This window comes from Providencia sp. PROV150, assembly GCF_028481025.1.
GTDB lineage: Bacteria > Pseudomonadota > Gammaproteobacteria > Enterobacterales > Enterobacteriaceae > Providencia > Providencia hangzhouensis.
Genome location: NZ_JAMPPJ010000010.1, coordinates 88,148 through 105,769, shown reverse-complemented (window position 1 = coordinate 105,769; position 17,622 = coordinate 88,148). Strand labels below are relative to the sequence as shown.

The window sequence follows — 17,622 nt, the reverse complement described above, 5'->3', positions numbered from 1 at the left end:
ATTGTTATTATCTAAAGTCTAAACGCACGGTTACAATTGATGAATACTTGCCTACATCAGGGGCTAGTCCAGTACTGCTGATAGGGTAAGTTTTGATAGTTACCGAACCATTTTGATTACTATCTAACTGTAAAGGGAGTTTCCCTGTAGTCGGTGTTAAGCGACCATTAGGTCCTTCTATTGCAATAGCAATATCTTTATTATCCGTACTAAAGCCATCAGTAGTACTATTTGGGTCAGCAGCACCAATAAAACGCATATCTAAATTTGCATAAGCGTCCATATTTGAGCATTTTATGCTTAATGTTTTAGATTGCGGAACCATGCCTGAAGGCATTTCACCTTTACCCGCCTTCACAAAATTTTGTTGTGATGTATCATTAAAAGAGATTGATATATTCTGCCCAGCATCAATTTCACATGACTGTGGAGCAGTCACAGATACATTCAACCCAATTAGTGCAATAGGGGGGCCTGAAGTATTACTAATTAATGATGCCTTAAGGTAATATATATCTGAAATACTAAAAGAAACGTTCCCGACAAATGCTTTCTTTATATAAAGATCCATTTTCCCAGAGCCACCACTCGACACACTTGTAGTTAACCGAGCAGCATTGGAGCACATTTCTGGAGTATTGTTAGATATGGGGCCAAAAGGTACTCTATGATATTGCATCCCCCCAACATTAGCGTTCCAAATTGCCACTTCTGTTCTAATATCTATGTATTCATTTACAGAGTACCAGCCTGGGGCATGTCCTTGAGTTATTCCTGCAGCATATTCCCCCCAATAATATGTTGAGTTAATCTGCGTATTTGCTGGAAAACAAAAACACTCTACCTTATAAATAAAACCATTCTCTTTCCAAGTAAACTGGGATAAAAGCTCTGTTCCTACTTTATTAAATGACGCACCGATATCCCCCTGAAGAGTGGCGGTATACCTTCCTGGCCCATCAGCATGTGGTCGACAAATACCATTATTAGCAAATGCACTATATGGAACTACCAGCAATGAAGAAGTTAATAAGCTGGAAGCTAACAATAACTTGGACATACGAGTGCTAAATAACTTTCTCATTATAATCCCCTAATTACTGGCATACGGCTTGAGTTTGAATAATGCCAATAGTATCTTTACTCTTTGAATTGACAGGTAGTTGGTAATTAACAAAGCAACTTTGTGCTGCCTGACGTCCCCATTTAACTTCCAGTTTGCCGCTTTCTGGTAACCCACTCATAAATAACTGTCCACCTTCTCCTACTATGGAGCTATTAACCGCTTTCCCGTTGTTTTGAACTAACTGTACAGATGCACCAAAAGGTATCACTGTGCCATTTTTATGTTTTAGTGTGATTAAAGCTCGGTACCCTATCTGAGTAATAAACTCAACTCTAGAAATCGCCCCTTTACTCGGCACAACACTCTTAGCACTTTCTTGTAATTCCACATTGTCACCCAATGTTTTTGTATCTAACTCAACATGGTTAAATCGATAGGCTTGAGCAAAAGGCAATACGGCATAACCCCGCCAGTCGGTTTTAACACCGGTATAGCCTGTAACATTGGTATTTGCAGCACCTGAAGCTTTCACTAAAATTGCAGTTTCATTAATTGGTTGGGAAAGTGTTACACCATCCCCATGGATTAAAACACCACCTTCAACACCATAATTTAACTGCCGAGAATCTTTACTATAGTTATAACCAAAGTTCATATTACCGTAGCCGCCTCGGTAATTAAGACTTGCACTACCACCATTACCTTTCCCCTTAGTACCATAACTTTGTTGCACGTTATAACTTAGGTTATTGTCATCAAGTAATGTGCCTGATATCCCCGCTTGGTGAGTTGTTGGCCCATGGCGCTGGCTAACCATATTGTAGGTCGCCCATGTGTTAGGTAATAACGCAGAGAGCGGAAATGAACCATTGAAGCTGAATATTTGGTCTGTCTCTCTTTGGTTTGGATATGTTGCTCGACTATATGAAATGCCGTAATTTAAAGGACCCCAGCTATTGTTATAACCTACTTGCAATCGAGTTTGCTTACCTTGCCCTTTCCAGAAATCTTGTCGGTTAGCAGAAAAATAGATAGACCCTAAGTCTTTACCTAGCTGCTGTGTTAATGTTCCTTCAAGGCGATAGCGTCGGTGATAAGAATAGCGGCTATCATCTGCGAGATCCCAATCTTGATATCGACGCTCAACGGCTTCTTGGAAGGTATAAAACCCTTCCGTTGAGTAACGGTATCCTAATAAACGAAAGTCCGTTCCCGTATTTGCAAAAGATTTAGAGTACAGTAAGCGATAAGATTGGCCTGTAGAACCATTACCATATCGTGTTACATCTTCACTATGAGCTGTCGTAATATCAAAAGAATATGCACCAAAATCGCCAATATTCTGACCAATCCCTAGTACCAGAGAACGGTAGCGTTCTGCAACTTGCACACCACTATAAGCGGTCAAGCTATTTAGGATCCCCCAAACAAGTGAGCCCTGCGTTATAAATGGTCGCTGGCTACTGTGGCCATTACGATATTGCCCCGCTGAAAATGCGTACTTAATTTGCCCTTGACGACGCAAAACAGGCACACTCGCAAAGGGTTGAATAAAGCTCTGGATTGTTCCATCCGACTCTTTTATTTCTACCTCAAGGTCTCCACTCGCGGCAGTTGGATACAAATCAGTGATAGCAAATGGGCCAGGAGCCACATAGCTCTGGTAAACGGTATATCCGTTTTGCTTAATCGTCACCGTCGCATTAGTACGCGCAATCCCACGCACCACGGGTGCATAGCCCTTCAGGCTATCCGCTAGCATGTCATCATCGGTACCGATTTGTGCACCACGAATCTGTACACTGTCGAAAATATCGCCAGGTGTATAGGTATCACCCATAATTATTTGCGACTTCAACTGAACAATATACCGCTGGAGATAGGTATTAATATTTCTCCAACTATTATTACCATTACTACTGTTCCACGTTGAATAATTGCGTAAGCGCCATGCCCCCACGTTAAGCCCAGAACGTAAACTCAAAAAATAGCTATCACTCGACTTATCACTAATATGACTGCCTGTGTTCGTCGAGTTACTCCCTGTAAAGCTATAGTTTGTTAGTAGTGCGGGGATCCCTTCATCCCACATTGACGGATCAATCGTTCCCTTTGCTAAATTGGTCAAAGATGCTTGTGGAAAGCTTAAATACAATCTCTGTTGATTAAAATCAAAATGAGATGATGCATAAGGGATAATTTTCTCAAAAGCCGAGAATGGCTTGCATTGAACGGGATCCTTTCCATATTGTGCTAACTGTGGAAAAGCTTCAACACGTACACCGTAAGCTTCTAGTTGCTCATATGAAATGCAAGGCTCAAGTGCTACGCTATCAGATGAATAGCTTGCTTTATTCTCTCTGGTACTGAATTTTATATTCTGTTTCGCTACTGATTGTTCATTAACATAAATATCAACCAAATACTCACCAGGCAATTGGTCTACATCACCTTTTGATAATAAAGAAAAATCCGCAACGCTATTACTATTAATATTTTCTAAAAATTGAGAGTTAAACAATTCTTTGGCTAAAACAGGATAGGCGCTAAATATTCCCAATGTAATGCAAGAGAAGGCCAAAAAATTCTTTCTATATCGTGTTTTGTTCATTCCCTCGTTCCCTCTAATAAATATATTGCGCAAAAAATTCCCTATAAAAAATCAATAATAAAATGCATTAAAACGTTATTATTTTATTTAATATTTTGCTTGTTTATTGAAGTATTGCTTTTTGCAATTCAGAAGTGCCGCCATAATCATTGATAGTTGTAAACACTACCTGAGCACCTATATTTACTTTTGATGGCAGTTTATAGGTAGTACTGCTCATTGGCAGGACAAGGTCGACTTTATCTATTTCACTACCATTCACTTTCACTTCACTTAATGTGACAGAAAAAGGTGTATTATTAACTATACGCAAGCTATCACCCTCTTTTTTCCATACTAAAGCCTTATAGGAATCCATTGGGTTACCTTTCAAGCCAGCAGGTCTATAGAATAATTTCATTCTAGTTTTAATTGCTAGTTGTAAAGTATTAGCACTTTCTTCAGCTGGAGCGGGAGGAATAGCTTTTACATTGACATAATAAACCGACTCACGATCTTCAGGTAAATTTCCACCAGCACGTACAATACGCAACATATTTTCTTTAACAGGGTCTAGTTTAAAAAGTGGCGGCGTTATAATAAATGGAGTCTTATTATTTCCTGAGGCATCTTCAACCCAAGACTGAATTAAATAAGTACTTTTATCATTATTATTCTTTAAACTAAGATTAGCTTCTTTCTTTGAGCCATCAAATACAACACGGGTGGAACCAACAACAACACCACCAGCAGCATAAATAGAGAAACTAAAACACATGAGTAAAAAAACAAGTACTAACTTATTAATAAAAAGGCTATTAAGAATCATTACATCCCCTTCGAACAAAAAGCAGGCCACCAACATAGTGGCCTGAAGGAAATCAATATTATTTATATGTCAGGTTGAAGTCTGCTGTTGCATTAGCAGAACCCGCTTTCACATCTTTCTTAGTAGAAACATAAGCTGCTGAGAAGTAAAGAGTATTTGAGCCAACTTGTAATGCAGTATCAGCTGTTGCTGTACCTAAAGCCAATTTTTTACCTTTACCATCATAGATTGCCACACCAACGTTTTCAGCTGCGCCTTGGCCGCCATCAAGTGCTAAAAGAGTTGCGTCATCTCCGTTAGTTTGGCCCGCGAATGAAACTGCAACATTCTTGAATTGAGCCACATCACAATTCAGCAAGCTAATTTGGAATTTTTTATCCGCTGATTTAGCTCCTGCATCTGCGAATGCAGCTGTTTTAACTTGAGCCATTTGAACAGTTTGGTCCCAAGAGTTCTGTGCTACCTCACATGGTGCAGTCACGATATCACCTACGAATTTAACTGTACCGTCTTTAGCATTAGCAACTTGACCAACACAAAGCGCAGCAAAAATAGCAGTAGCAATAATCTTTTTCATTTCTAATTCCTTTTTTACTGAATCAATATATAACCCAGTGTTAAAATATTTAATTTATTAATATATTATGGTTATCACTACCACATTAATTCCCATTAATGTCTATGGTACCTGTTTAATCCATTAACTTATTAATCCTTATGCTATTAATCTGTCAAATAGAAATAGCTAGGTACACTCTATGTAGTGAAATAGAGAAAAACATAGTTTCGTAAAGTTAGTTTCCATGATCGTTATTATCTATTAAAATTATATCATTCACCTCCTAGGTTTAGTTTAGGCTAATCTAATTATTAAAAATTGAAGGCTCTATTGTATTTTCCATAAAACAGTAGAGACATCTGAACACAGCCACAGTGCATAGGTGTATTTTGAGAGGAATAGCCATAAAATGTAATAAGACAAAAAAGCAATTTATGTAAGTTAATTATTAAATTTATGACAGATAAATATTACAAAAATATACATTGCAGCAAATTCAAACGCTCATTAAACTAATAAAAAAACAATTAATTTTTCATTTGGCACCTGCACCTATGTTCATCGCGCTTTAATTTACTAGCCAGAAAGGGAAAAACATGAAAACAGTACTGATAGTCGATGACCATCCAGTAGCACGGCTTGCTGTAAGAATACTATTAGAAAAAGATGACATGACCATTGTAGGGGAAACCGCTGATGGCCATGAAGCTATCCAACTTGCTAAAACTCTCTCTCCCGACTTAATCATGATAGATATAGATATCCCATCACTTAATGGGATTGATGTCATGCAGCGATTGCGTAAAAATAACTACACGGGAGGGCTTCTTGTGTTATCTGCAAAAGATGATGACCATTACATTCGTCGCTGTGCAAGTGTCGGTGCCAGTGGTTTTATTAGCAAACGCAATAACTTAACCGAACTACATGTCGCAATTCATGCGATTAGAAATGGATATGGCTACTTTCCACTTAATCTGAATAAAATGGATGCTTCCCCTAGTAATCATCTTAATGACAAACAAAAAATCGCCGAGCTCTCCACAAAAGAACTACAAGTCTTACATTTACTGGCTAAAGGGATGAAAAGCATTAACATTGCACAACAAATGCGCATCAGCGATAAAACTGTTAGCACTTATAAAAGACGACTAATGCTTAAATTAGATCTTCATAATATTGCAGAGCTATACGACTTTATTCAACGCAATAATTTGGATTAATATATCGATGCGTAACCTAATCCTAATAGTTTGCTTGCTTATTGGTCTGTTTCCTTGCTCATTTTCTGCATTTCAACCTTATGAAGTCAGACTTTATAGCCAAATTGAAATTCTCCCATCAAAATTTGAATTAAGTGATTATGATTGGAGATGGCTAGGAGAAAAACAAGAATTAGCGATTGGTGTCTACGCTCCTAATAACCCCCCCTTTGATTTAGTATTAGAATCAGGAATTTATAAAGGGATTTCTGCAGATAGCATTATGACCATCATGCGTAACTTAGGTTTGCGTTTCAAAATCATCTACTATCCCGATAGAGATATGGCATTACAGGGCCTGCTCAATAGCGAGATAGATATGTTAGCTGATGATGGCAAAAGACAAAGAAACGAGAGCTATGGTTTTCTCAAAAGTGCTCCATATATCCCTGATTATCCTGTACTTATTTCACGAAAAGCGGCAATGTCCAACAAGCATCCCATACCTCATGGTGCTCGTATTGCTACCGTTCAAGGCTATCCAAGCAATGAATGGATCAAAAAATATTTTCCTGATGCTAAAATTGAACGTTTTCCTTTACCGCAAAATGCGTTATCTTCCGTCGCATTTGGTGAAAATGATTATTTCCTAGGCAGAATGATCGTGGCTAATTTTTTACTTGAACGCCACTATGCAACAACATTATCCACTGCTGAGATTTTCTCTAATGAAAATATTGGCCCAGTCTTTCTCTTCCATCCTAAAAATGCGCAATTAAAGCGTACTGTGGATATCATTTTAAGCTCAATATCATTAGCTCAGCATGATATTATTTTTCATCATTGGAGTTCAAAACCCGATTTATGGGCGCTAAAACAATCTGTGGTATTCACACAAAAGGAAATAGATTGGCTAAAACAACACAACGAGTTAAAGGTCGTCATTAATTCACTAAATGCCCCCTTCACATTTTTTGACTCACAAAAACAATTTCATGGCCTTTCTGCAGATATACTTAATCTCATCCATTTCAAAACAAATATTAATTTTAAAGTCATTGAAGCAAGCTCTGAAAAAGATGAGATTGCTTTATTGAAAAAAAATAAAGGGGATTTCATTGCTTCAATTACAAAAAATTCAAGAAATGATAAAAAATTACTATTTACTCGTCCTTATGTTCTTCCCCCATTTGTTTTAATTGTTAGAGACACGCCATTAGCCCACAAAAAAATTGCTCAGACAGCAAAACTTGCGATTACCCCTGACAATGCAATTCACGACTGGCTAACAAAGAACTATCCTCAAGTGGAATTAGTTGAAGCTAAAGATACCTATACTGCTTTGCAAATGGTCAATGAAGGAAAAGTAGATGGTACCATCGAGAATCTTATCAGCGCTCACTATATGATTGACCGATATTTTCGTAGTCGATTAAAAATCAGCGAACAATTAAGCGAGGATACAGCTTATATATCGTTTGCCGTAGGACGTGACCAGCCTGAGTTATATAGCATATTAGATAAAGCGATTGCATCTATTCCGCCGAGAGATATATCAGTATTAACTAATAAATGGCTAGGCTCACCAGATGTTAAAATGGATACATGGACAGTATACCGCACCGAGTTCTACACATTAGCTTGCATTGCCACTATTCTTATTATTACGTCTTTAATATGGAATTATTATTTACATCGTGAAATTCGATTAAGAAAATATACACAAAAACGCTTACAAGAACAGGCTATATTCTTAGAAACTCTTTATAATGGTACTCCTGTTCCTATTTATGTCATTGATAAAAGCGGAACAATAATAAATAGTAATTCAGCATGGGAGAGTTTTTTCAGCCCTGATAATGAAAACATAAAACAACTTTCATTGACATCACAACAACACCCGCTATCGACAATTTATCAAGAATTTCATTCTCTTTTCGATGAGCCTAATAGGCTAGTTTCTCCGCCTAAACGTTATCAAATAAAAAATAGAATGGGTGAAAGGGTCATAGTGCATCAAGCCGTCGCATATAGAGACAATCAAGGCAATATCTCTGGCCTTATATGTAGTTGGCAAGATATAACTGAACATGAACAGCTCCTTATCGAGCTCTCTAGTGCTCGCCAACGCGCAGAACATGCAAGCCAAACAAAAAGCAATTTCCTTGCTATCATGAGCCATGAAATTCGTACCCATATCAGCGCAATTATTGGGTTATTAGAATTAGCCGCCACGAATAAAAATCAGCAAGATGATATAACAGAATCAATTCAAATACCGTATGAGTCCGCATTATCATTGATGGGACTTATAGGCGATATTTTAGATATGGCAAAAATTGAATCAGGAAAACTGGAACTCGTCCCTGAGTGGGTAAAAAGTAATGAATTAGCAACTCCCGTTGTCCGTTTATTTGAAGGATTAGCTAAACAAAAAGGTATTTCTCTACATTATCATCTTAATGCTATCCATCCTGATGAAATATATATTGACGCTTTTCGACTACGTCAAGTTATTTCCAATCTACTTAACAACGCTATTAAATTTACTACCGAAGGAACTATTGAAGTTATCATTAATTATCTCCCCCAAAACCATGAGGAAAATATTTTAAGGATCATTATTTCTGATACAGGAATGGGAATTGAAGAGAACAGACAAGAATTGATTTTCTCCCCCTATACCCAAGCTGAATCAAGCAGTAAACATAAAGGAACAGGTCTTGGCTTAGCTATTTGTAAGCAACTTATATCCATGATGAATGGGACTATTACATTATACAGCCAATTAGGGCATGGCACTCAATTTTTAATAGATATCCCCGTCAAGCATCGTAAAAACACTAGAGTTTCGCTTCCGACACTTTATAAGACCACAAAAAATAATAAACGCTTACGAATACTTGCCGTTGATGACCATCCTGCAAATCGCCTGCTATTAGTACGTCAATTAACAAGATTTGGTCATCATGTCACTGAAGCAAAGAGCGGGAAACAAGCCCTCGAATTATGGAAAAAAAATGCAATAGACATAGTAATTACCGATTGTAATATGCCTGATATTGATGGGTTAGAATTAACTCGGCAACTACGGGAAATATCCCCCCAAACTCTAATTATTATTGGATTAACTGCAGATGCAAGGCAAGAAGAACGCCAACGCTGTATAGAGGCGGGTATGGATGACTGCCTATTTAAACCTTTACGTCTATCTCAGATTGAAGCCCTGCTATTACGCTGCACCCTTCAACAAATAGAAGAAGATACAGAAGAGCCCATTCCACCAATGTTAAATAGTTTAATTAATTTAGATGCATTAATGCAGTTGACTCAGGATGACCAACAGTTATTAAATAAATTACTTCAAACGAGTCTTCAAGAAAATATAGAAGATATACAGCAAGCAGAACGCTTATTCGAAAAACAAGACTGGCTTAATTTAGCACATTATTGTCATCGTTTAGAAGGTTCTAGCCAAATTATTGGTGCTAAAAAAATCGCATTAGAATGTAAATTACTAGAAGAGTACTTCCTTACTGGTAATACATCTGATGAAGTAATATTACAATTTAACCAAACAATGCGATCAATCAAAACTTTAAATCAAGCTATTGAAATGTATATCACTATGCCACTTCAGAGCTAGATTTCCATGAGATGATTAGCAAGAAAATAGGGAACCGATAGCTAACGTGAATAATAGTTAGTTGTATTGTGTTCCCTAGAACAAGTTTTATTTAATTACATAGATAAAACACTCAACTTTCTTAGATTTTAAACTAATTAACCTAATTCTTTTTTGTGTTTTACATGGTGATTACTAATCACTATTTGACCATCTTCCTTGATGAAATCACTTGTAAGAGGTTGAGGCAAAATATCTAACACAACTTCAGAAGGCCGACACAACTTTACGCCTAACGGCGTGACGACAATTGGCCTATTAATCAATATTGGGTATTGCAACATAAAATCAATAATTTGGTCATCAGTATAGCTATCTTGTTCTAAATTTAATTGCTCATACGGCTCAACATTTTTTCGTAATAATGCCCTTACCGTAATTTTCATATCGGCAATAAGTTTTATTAACACATCTTTAGTTGGTGGCGTTTCTAGATAATAAATAATCGTTGGCTCAACCCCACCATTACGGATCATGGCTAGGGTATTGCGCGAAGTACCGCAATTGGGGTTATGGTAGATGGTAATCTCATTCATTGGGTTACCTTTAATTTAACAGTGAAAGTCGAAGCACTAACGCAACGAGTGTGATAATGAGTACAGGGATAGTCATGATAATCCCTGTTTTGAAATAATATCCCCATGTAATGGTCATGTTCTTTTGTGATAAAACATGCAGCCATAACAATGTCGCCAAACTCCCTATTGGCGTAATTTTAGGACCTAAATCTGCACCAATCACATTGGCGTAAATCATCGCTTGTTGAATTAACCCTGTCGCTTCACTCCCTTCAATGGATAGAGCCCCAATTAATACCGTGGGCATGTTATTCATTATGGATGATAAAAATGCCGTAATAAATCCAGTGCCTAGCGTTGCTACCCATAGTCCTTTATCAGCAAGATAATTGAGCGTTTCAGAAAGATAATCGGTTAGCCCTGCATTTCTTAAGCCATAAACAACCAAATACATACCTAGGGAAAAAATGACGATTTGCCACGGCGCACCACGTAATACTTTTTTGGTATTAATCGTATGGCCTCTGGCCGCAATCACCCAAAGAATTAAGGCGCCAATAGCGGCAATCGCACTAATCGGAATACCTAAAGGCTCTAAGACAAAAAAACCAACAAGTAATAACACTAATACAAGCCAGCCTGCTTTAAACGTCGTTATGTCTTTAATAGCTAAAGCAGGTGCACTCAATTTAGTGGCATCATATTGCTTAGGGATATCTTTACGGAAAAACCAATGCAACATCACGAGCGTTGCGATAATTGCTGCAATATCCACTGGCACCATAATCGATGCATATTCCGTAAATCCAATATTAAAGAAGTCCGCAGAAACGATATTCACGAGGTTCGAAACAATCAGCGGCAAGCTCGCTGTGTCTGCGATAAACCCGGCAGCCATAACAAATGCCAATGTCGTACCTTTGTTGAAACCAAGTGCCAATAACATCGCAATCACAATGGGCGTTAATATCAATGCTGCACCATCATTGGCAAATAAAGCCGCCACCGTTGCACCAAGTAGCACGATATAACTGAATAGTAATCTTCCTTTACCCCCGCCCCACTTAGCAACATGTAATGCCGCCCATTCGAAGAAACCACTTTCATCTAAAAGTAGGCTAATAATAATTACTGCAACAAATGTCGCAGTGGCATTCCACACAATATTCCAAACAATCGGGATATCTTGAAAACTGATCACACCAAAGATCAGTGCCAATACAGCCCCGACTGTAGCACTCCAGCCAATACCCAGTCCTTTGGGCTGCCAAATAACAAAGGTGATCGTTAAAATAAAAATGAATGCGGCAATAAACATAACAACCTCATTTAAAAGGTGCTTTCGTGCACCTTTTACTCCTCTAAAATAAGCCTTATCGACTATATGTATTTAATACTTATTGAATCAACATATACGAATTTTCATATGCGTTTAGTTAAAAAATCACTAAGAGCAATGATTATTTATCTCTTTTGCATTCAAACTTTGAAGTAAGCCTGACACTCTATTTTTCTCTGTAGCATAGGTGACATCAATAATGCTTTTTACCCATGGTAGTAATGCCGGAGATAAGCGATAGTGAACCCATTTGCCATGCTTTGAATCTAACAGAAGACCTGACTCTCTTAGCATTGCTAAGTGCCGAGATGTCTTTGGTTGCGATAGATTTAAAGCCGTATAAATATCACACACACACAGTTCACCAGCTGCTTTCAAAAGCAGCACGATATCGAGCCTTGTTTGGTCACCTAAAATTTTAAACAGTTGTAATGGTTCCATGTGTACCTCTTCAATCTTTTCTTTAAATTACACATAAATAATACATACGTCAAATCGCATATATTATTTATGAACTACTTTGATTTTTTGCACTAACTGACTGGCGCATGATGAACAGTCGCGTTTCCATGATAATCAATACATTTAAGAAACTGATATAGCTAGACGTCAGTTGAACGAAGAAGGGTTAAAGGCCTACAAGATTCAATATAAAACCATAACCAATTGATTATAAATACTTTAAATTCATTAAATTTCGTATTATGCCCCCTTTTTATTTTATGACTCAAAAATTAAGAGGTTTAAGCTTCTATTTTCCCAAAACCACCAACATTGCAAAAACATCATCAGTTAAAGCTTTTATTGCAGATAATGAAACTCCAACCAGCCCCCTACTCGTGTTTTCCACAACTCCGTTTCAAACGGAACCGTAAAATTAACACTAGTGCGATTTCAAATGACGGCAGTGATTAACCAATCTTATTTAAACTTCATTTTCAGGCTTTAGCTTGAACATGAAGGTAGTTGATTCAAGGTCACCATTAACTGATTGAGCAAACTCAGGGATTTCACCGCTAACCTGCCATCCTAGAGAACTATATAAGCTAACAGTTATTCCTTTGGTATTTGTATCTAATGTTAAAAGTGCCAATCCTGTTTCCCATGCTATTTGCTCAGCCGCTAGCATTAGTCTCCTTGCTAGCCCTTTGCGCCTGTAATCAGGTAACACCAATAACTTACAAATTTCCCCTCGATGTTTACCATTTGGTTTTATGCATAGCTCAAGCCCAACGACACCAACAATTTTATTGTCTACCTCTACTGAGATCAGCTTAAAATTACTTGTTGATAAAGAGTGATTAACACCAACCCAATAATTTCTCATATCCTCTATTTGAGCTTTTGCGTCAGTATACCCAACACTAGCCCCACCAAGGACGCATCTATACAATAAATTGGTCAGCTCATCTATTTTGTTATCGCTTATTTTGCCACTATAGCAACGTATAATCATATTTGCGCCTCAATAAGTGTGTCATTGCACAACAAGTTAGTAGATTAACTATGAATTAATTGAGCACACAAGTAACTAAAATTTTATAGATATATTTGAAATTGCCTCGGTAACTTCGGAGCAAATGATCTGGTCATCTTAAAGAGGGTCAGTTAAAGGTAGGTAGCTATCCGCGCTCCTGTTAGCTGATAACCATTAAACCACCCATAGTGCCTGTAGCGATTACATTGTTTTCTTTCTGACAGGTCATAAGCTCGTAGCTATATCTAAGTAACTAAAACTAAACAAGTGACGGTAACAATAAAATTGACACCTACATTAATGAGTATAATAATCATTTTCATATATGGGATTTATCTTAGGGAGCGAAATGGAAAAGAATAAAATTTATTTAATCTATAGCCGAAGCCCTACACTTGGAAGAACAGCGTTCCCATGGGTTATACAGTTGATAACTATGTTTCAACCCTACAAAATAAGATAAACAAAATTAACTTAGATTGGGAAGTTTACCCTGATAATACAGAGTCAGACATAGAAAAATTAATTTCTCAAAATGCAAAACTGCTCATTTACACTCCAGGTCTAAGGTTTCAATTTAACAGAACGGGATTTGATAAAAATAATATTATCTACCTTAGCTCAATGGAATACGCTAATAACGTAATCTCTCGTGCTTTAAAGAGAATTAATGAAATAGATAAAACACAATAAGATAGTTTGCAGTAGACCACATGCGGGATTATACCGCATGTAGATATAATCTATTGATAATGCTTAATTTTGTCACAAAACCAGAATAATGATAATTGGTCATCGTTTCAGTGACCAATGGCAATAGGCAGCAACACATTGTTTTTATTACTAACGATCACTGTGATCTCTTTAAACCTTAGCGTAACCTCACCGTTATTGGCTTAACCCTTGCTGTAATCTTGCCGATTATAATTGATATTTAACACTAAAAAATTATTGTAATTTCTATCGTCCTATTTCATATTCAAATAGAACTTAACTAAAATCAATGAGGCATTATGGACAAGGCATTAATTGTCATTGACGCACAAAATGACTATCTTTCTGATGGTCGGTTTCCCTTATGGAATATTGATACTACTTTGGAGCATATATCCAATAAAATTTCAGAGTATGAAAGAACTGGTGATATTGTGATTTTTATTCAACACTTATCACCACAAGGAGCCGTTTTTTTTGATGAAACAACAGATGGTTGTGAACTTATCTCTAAACTCACTAGCTTATCTCCAGGCCATTTGATTGTGACTAAAAAGCATGGTAATTCCTTTGATGAAACAAATCTCAATGACTTGCTTATAACCCATAATATTAACCATATCGAATTATGCGGGATGATGACTCAAAATTGCGTCCTATTTACTGCTATTTCTGAACAAGCAAAAAAATATAAATTATCAGTATTAGGTAACTGCTGTACAAGCGTCTCACCTGTAATTCATGCTGTAGCACTGAGGGGCTTATCTAGAATAACGAATGTTATTTAAATTACTATAAATACTCACCAAAGCTACGTACTCGTAGCTTTCTTTCTATTTTCTTTGCTGTAACTTATTGATATTTATTCAGAGGACCAAATTGTCCTGCAGGTATCGCAATACTTATCTGCATTGTGGTTACTTTTATCTCATGGGCATTATTAGAGTATTGCCAGCCAGTGACGAGCCACTAATTTCAGAGTCTCTTAATGCTAGATTAACTATTGAACAATATAATCAGCGGTCAATATCATTATATTTCCACCATGTCCGTTGCAATCAATCCTAACTACATGTTTTGGTGTCTGTGTTATTAATGTGTGCGCGTTTTCAAAATGAGTTATTGATGTCAATTTATGATCGATTGCGCCAGATGTATAAATAGCCTCTACTGATAGCTTACATAAATCATAGTTCATTTTTTCAGCATAAAGAAAATCCCAATCACCATAATTAGACCTTTTTCCATCTGCTACTAATGGGTCAATACCATTACTAGAATGTGCATAAAAACCAGAGCAGGCAATCATTAACAAGCTAGCAACTATGTATCCTTTCATCTCACCATCCCGTCAATTAGTTTCAGTCATGTTAGCTTAGCGGAAGTGCAAATTAAAGTTAATTAGTTGGAGGCACATAGCCTGGGAACATAGTCAAAGTGCAATGCGTTATTAGAAATATGATTACGACTAACACCGTCATCCCAACCCAAGGATTCCATGGTTTCATTGAAAATCTCCATTTTTCATTGATAAAACATCATCCTGGAATGTTGGCATTTGGAGCTATAGTCATAGTGCATTTTGCTATAGCGAATATAATAGAGAAATATATTAAGTACCCAAGCCAATTATGTATATCACCCCCTCCAGTTGTATAGAAAACAAATACTAGGATAGATACAGATTTCAGGCAATAACCAGCAATACCCCTAGCAAGTTGATGATAATAACGCTTGGTATGCAGGATTAAAAAAGCTGGAATTGAAGATTTCAGATTTCATGATCTCCGGCATACATGGGCGAATTGGTTGATTCAGTCTGGCGTCCCGCTTTCAGTTCTACAAAAGATGGGCGGCTGGAAATCGGTTGACATGGTGAGAAGATATGCTCATTTAGCACCTAATCATTTAACTGAACATGCGAAGCAAATAGACACGATTTTCGGTACTTGCGTCCCAAATACGTCCCAGTTAGCAAAAGTGGAGAATTTTAAATGATAGTAATTGATTGAAAATTAATGGTACGCCCTACAGGATTCGAACCTGTGACCTACGGCTTAGAAGGCCGTTGCTCTATCCAACTGAGCTAAGGGCGCATTGATAATGCGGGCAGCCTATCTGGCTGATGGCGTTGAATTATACGGTTGCTGAGCGCTGAGTCAATGGCTTTTCGCTACTAAAATAACTATATGCTCATTTTATGTAATAGTTTGAACTGACAAGGGCGCTAACTTCTGACAAAATAGAGCCATTACCGTGTCTCATATATGGATTAAGTTACAGATGTTAGCAAAAATTATTGATGGGAAAACGATTGCGCAGACAATTAGGCAGGAAGTTGCCCAAAAAGTACAATTACGTTTAGAACAGGGAAAACGTGCTCCCGGTCTTGCCGTTATTTTAGTCGGCGCTAACCCAGCTTCACAAATCTATGTCGGCAGCAAACGCCGTGCTTGTGAAGAAGTCGGTTTTATTTCACGTTCTTATGATTTACCAGATACAACGACAGAAGCTGAATTACTCAAGCTAATTGATGATTTAAACCAAGATCCTGAAATTGATGGAATTTTAGTTCAACTTCCATTACCTGCGGGTATTGATAACGTCAAAGTCATTGAGCGCATTCATCCAGACAAAGACGTCGATGGTTTTCATCCCTATAATGTTGGTCGCTTGTGCCAACGTGCGCCACGCCTTCGTCCATGCACTCCCAAAGGGATTGTTACTCTACTTGAGCGTTGCGGTATCAACACTTATGGTTTAAACGCCGTCATTATTGGCGCATCCAACATTGTTGGTCGTCCAATGAGCCTAGAGCTTCTGCTAGCAGGTTGCACCACAACAGTAACGCATCGCTTTACCAAAGATTTAGAACACCATGTTCGCCATGCTGATTTAGTTGTCGTCGCTGTGGGGAAACCCAATTTTATTCCTGGTGAATGGATTAAACCTGGGGCGATTGTGGTCGATGTCGGTATTAATCGTTTAGAGAGCGGCAAAGTCACAGGGGATGTCGATTTTGACGAAGCCGCGAAAAACGCCGCTTGGATAACCCCAGTTCCTGGTGGTGTTGGCCCAATGACTGTTGCAACTTTAATTCAAAACACCTTTCAGGCATGTGAAGAGTACCACGATATTTAATGTAATTTTGGAGTTATCATGGATATATTCAATTTAAATGGCCATCCACACGTCGAACTGTGTGATTTGCTAAAAATTGAAGGCTGGGCTGAAAGCGGTGCAATGGCAAAAGCCATGATTGCAGATGGCTTAGTTGAAGTTGATGGCGTGGTCGAAACACGCAAACGCTGTAAAATTGTAGCGGGTAAAATCGTTTCAATGGGCAGCGAAAAAATCAAAGTTGTAGAATAGATACAATTAGGTAAGCTGAAAAATTTCAGCTTACCTCCTTTCTAGAATCAACAATGCACTCCCCCTCCCTTTGATTCAAAATATTCTGATTTATTACAAGACTGACAAAGCCATTTTGAAGTTCTAGAAGAATTTTTTCTTTAAATCATTTTTACTGTATTAAGCATTTAAGCAATCAAATATATTGAAAAGCTAATTTATTGTTTTATATAAATAAAAACCTTCAGCAACCACTTCAGCTTTAACTTAAAACAGATAAAAAATGCGAAAA

15 protein-coding genes, 1 tRNA gene and 1 pseudogene are annotated in these 17,622 nt (G+C 37.4%); 7 read left to right on the top strand and 10 right to left on the bottom strand.

Going from position 1 to position 17,622, the window contains the following annotated elements:
- Positions 1-7 precede the first annotated feature (7 nt).
- The 4 genes from PSE83_RS08705 to PSE83_RS08690 all read right to left on the bottom strand — a co-directional run bounded on the left by PSE83_RS08705 (position 8) and on the right by PSE83_RS08690 (position 5,062).
- A complete protein-coding gene (locus tag PSE83_RS08705) occupies positions 8-1,084 on the bottom strand; it encodes a fimbrial protein (RefSeq protein ID WP_272660812.1) in 1,077 nt (358 codons plus the stop codon).
- 13 nt (positions 1,085-1,097) lie between these two features.
- A complete protein-coding gene (locus tag PSE83_RS08700; RefSeq protein ID WP_136134007.1) occupies positions 1,098-3,677 on the bottom strand; it encodes a fimbria/pilus outer membrane usher protein in 2,580 nt (859 codons plus the stop codon).
- A gap of 103 nt (positions 3,678-3,780) precedes the next feature.
- Positions 3,781-4,485, bottom strand: coding sequence for a fimbrial biogenesis chaperone (locus PSE83_RS08695; RefSeq protein WP_272660811.1), 705 nt, complete (start codon positions 4,483-4,485; stop codon positions 3,781-3,783).
- Positions 4,486-4,543: 58 nt separating this feature from the next.
- On the bottom strand, positions 4,544-5,062 hold the full coding sequence (locus PSE83_RS08690) for a fimbrial protein (protein WP_164564847.1): 519 nt from the start codon (positions 5,060-5,062) through the stop codon (positions 4,544-4,546).
- 578 nt (positions 5,063-5,640) lie between these two features.
- Here PSE83_RS08690 and PSE83_RS08685 point away from each other — a divergent pair.
- Both PSE83_RS08685 and PSE83_RS08680 read left to right on the top strand, forming a co-directional pair.
- A complete protein-coding gene (locus tag PSE83_RS08685; protein WP_004262426.1) occupies positions 5,641-6,267 on the top strand; it encodes a response regulator in 627 nt (208 codons plus the stop codon).
- Between the two features lie 7 nt (positions 6,268-6,274).
- Entirely contained in the window at positions 6,275-9,892 is a 3,618-nt protein-coding gene (locus tag PSE83_RS08680) for a response regulator (RefSeq protein ID WP_272660810.1), read from the top strand.
- Between the two features lie 137 nt (positions 9,893-10,029).
- On the opposite strand, the gene arsC is transcribed toward PSE83_RS08680, so the two are convergent.
- The 4 genes from arsC to PSE83_RS08660 form a co-directional block, all read right to left on the bottom strand.
- Positions 10,030-10,467, bottom strand: a complete 438-nt coding sequence (gene arsC / locus PSE83_RS08675) for a glutaredoxin-dependent arsenate reductase (RefSeq protein WP_036958507.1) — start codon at positions 10,465-10,467, stop codon at positions 10,030-10,032.
- 10 nt (positions 10,468-10,477) lie between these two features.
- On the bottom strand, positions 10,478-11,767 hold the full coding sequence (locus tag PSE83_RS08670) for an arsenic transporter (protein WP_004262431.1): 1,290 nt from the start codon (positions 11,765-11,767) through the stop codon (positions 10,478-10,480).
- Between the two features lie 129 nt (positions 11,768-11,896).
- Positions 11,897-12,229, bottom strand: a complete 333-nt coding sequence (locus PSE83_RS08665) for a metalloregulator ArsR/SmtB family transcription factor (RefSeq protein ID WP_004262433.1) — start codon at positions 12,227-12,229, stop codon at positions 11,897-11,899.
- 484 nt (positions 12,230-12,713) lie between these two features.
- Positions 12,714-13,244: a GNAT family N-acetyltransferase gene (locus tag PSE83_RS08660; protein WP_004262438.1), complete on the bottom strand. Its 531-nt coding sequence runs from the start codon at positions 13,242-13,244 to the stop codon at positions 12,714-12,716.
- A 435-nt stretch (positions 13,245-13,679) separates the two neighbouring features.
- Between PSE83_RS08660 and PSE83_RS08655 the strand changes: the two genes are divergently transcribed.
- Positions 13,680-13,958: a hypothetical protein gene (locus tag PSE83_RS08655; RefSeq protein ID WP_004262440.1), complete on the top strand. Its 279-nt coding sequence runs from the start codon at positions 13,680-13,682 to the stop codon at positions 13,956-13,958.
- A gap of 320 nt (positions 13,959-14,278) precedes the next feature.
- On the top strand, positions 14,279-14,767 hold the full coding sequence (locus PSE83_RS08650) for an isochorismatase family protein (RefSeq protein WP_004262441.1): 489 nt from the start codon (positions 14,279-14,281) through the stop codon (positions 14,765-14,767).
- A 212-nt stretch (positions 14,768-14,979) separates the two neighbouring features.
- Here PSE83_RS08650 and PSE83_RS08645 read toward each other — a convergent pair whose 3' ends face one another.
- Positions 14,980-15,318: a hypothetical protein gene (locus PSE83_RS08645; RefSeq protein WP_004262443.1), complete on the bottom strand. Its 339-nt coding sequence runs from the start codon at positions 15,316-15,318 to the stop codon at positions 14,980-14,982.
- A gap of 381 nt (positions 15,319-15,699) precedes the next feature.
- On the opposite strand from PSE83_RS08645, the pseudogene PSE83_RS08640 reads away from it, so the two are divergent.
- A pseudogene (locus tag PSE83_RS08640) lies at positions 15,700-15,977 on the top strand (site-specific integrase); the annotation flags it as partial.
- 21 nt (positions 15,978-15,998) lie between these two features.
- On the opposite strand, the gene PSE83_RS08635 reads toward PSE83_RS08640, so the two are convergent.
- A tRNA-Arg gene (locus tag PSE83_RS08635) sits at positions 15,999-16,075 on the bottom strand.
- 187 nt (positions 16,076-16,262) lie between these two features.
- On the opposite strand from PSE83_RS08635, the gene folD reads away from it, so the two are divergent.
- Both folD and ybcJ read left to right on the top strand, forming a co-directional pair.
- Positions 16,263-17,120, top strand: coding sequence for a bifunctional methylenetetrahydrofolate dehydrogenase/methenyltetrahydrofolate cyclohydrolase FolD (folD, locus tag PSE83_RS08630; protein ID WP_004260235.1), 858 nt, complete (start codon positions 16,263-16,265; stop codon positions 17,118-17,120).
- 18 nt (positions 17,121-17,138) lie between these two features.
- Complete coding sequence (gene ybcJ, locus PSE83_RS08625) at positions 17,139-17,351, top strand: ribosome-associated protein YbcJ (RefSeq protein ID WP_004260239.1); 213 nt, start codon at positions 17,139-17,141, stop codon at positions 17,349-17,351.
- The last annotated feature ends 271 nt before the right edge of the window (positions 17,352-17,622 follow it).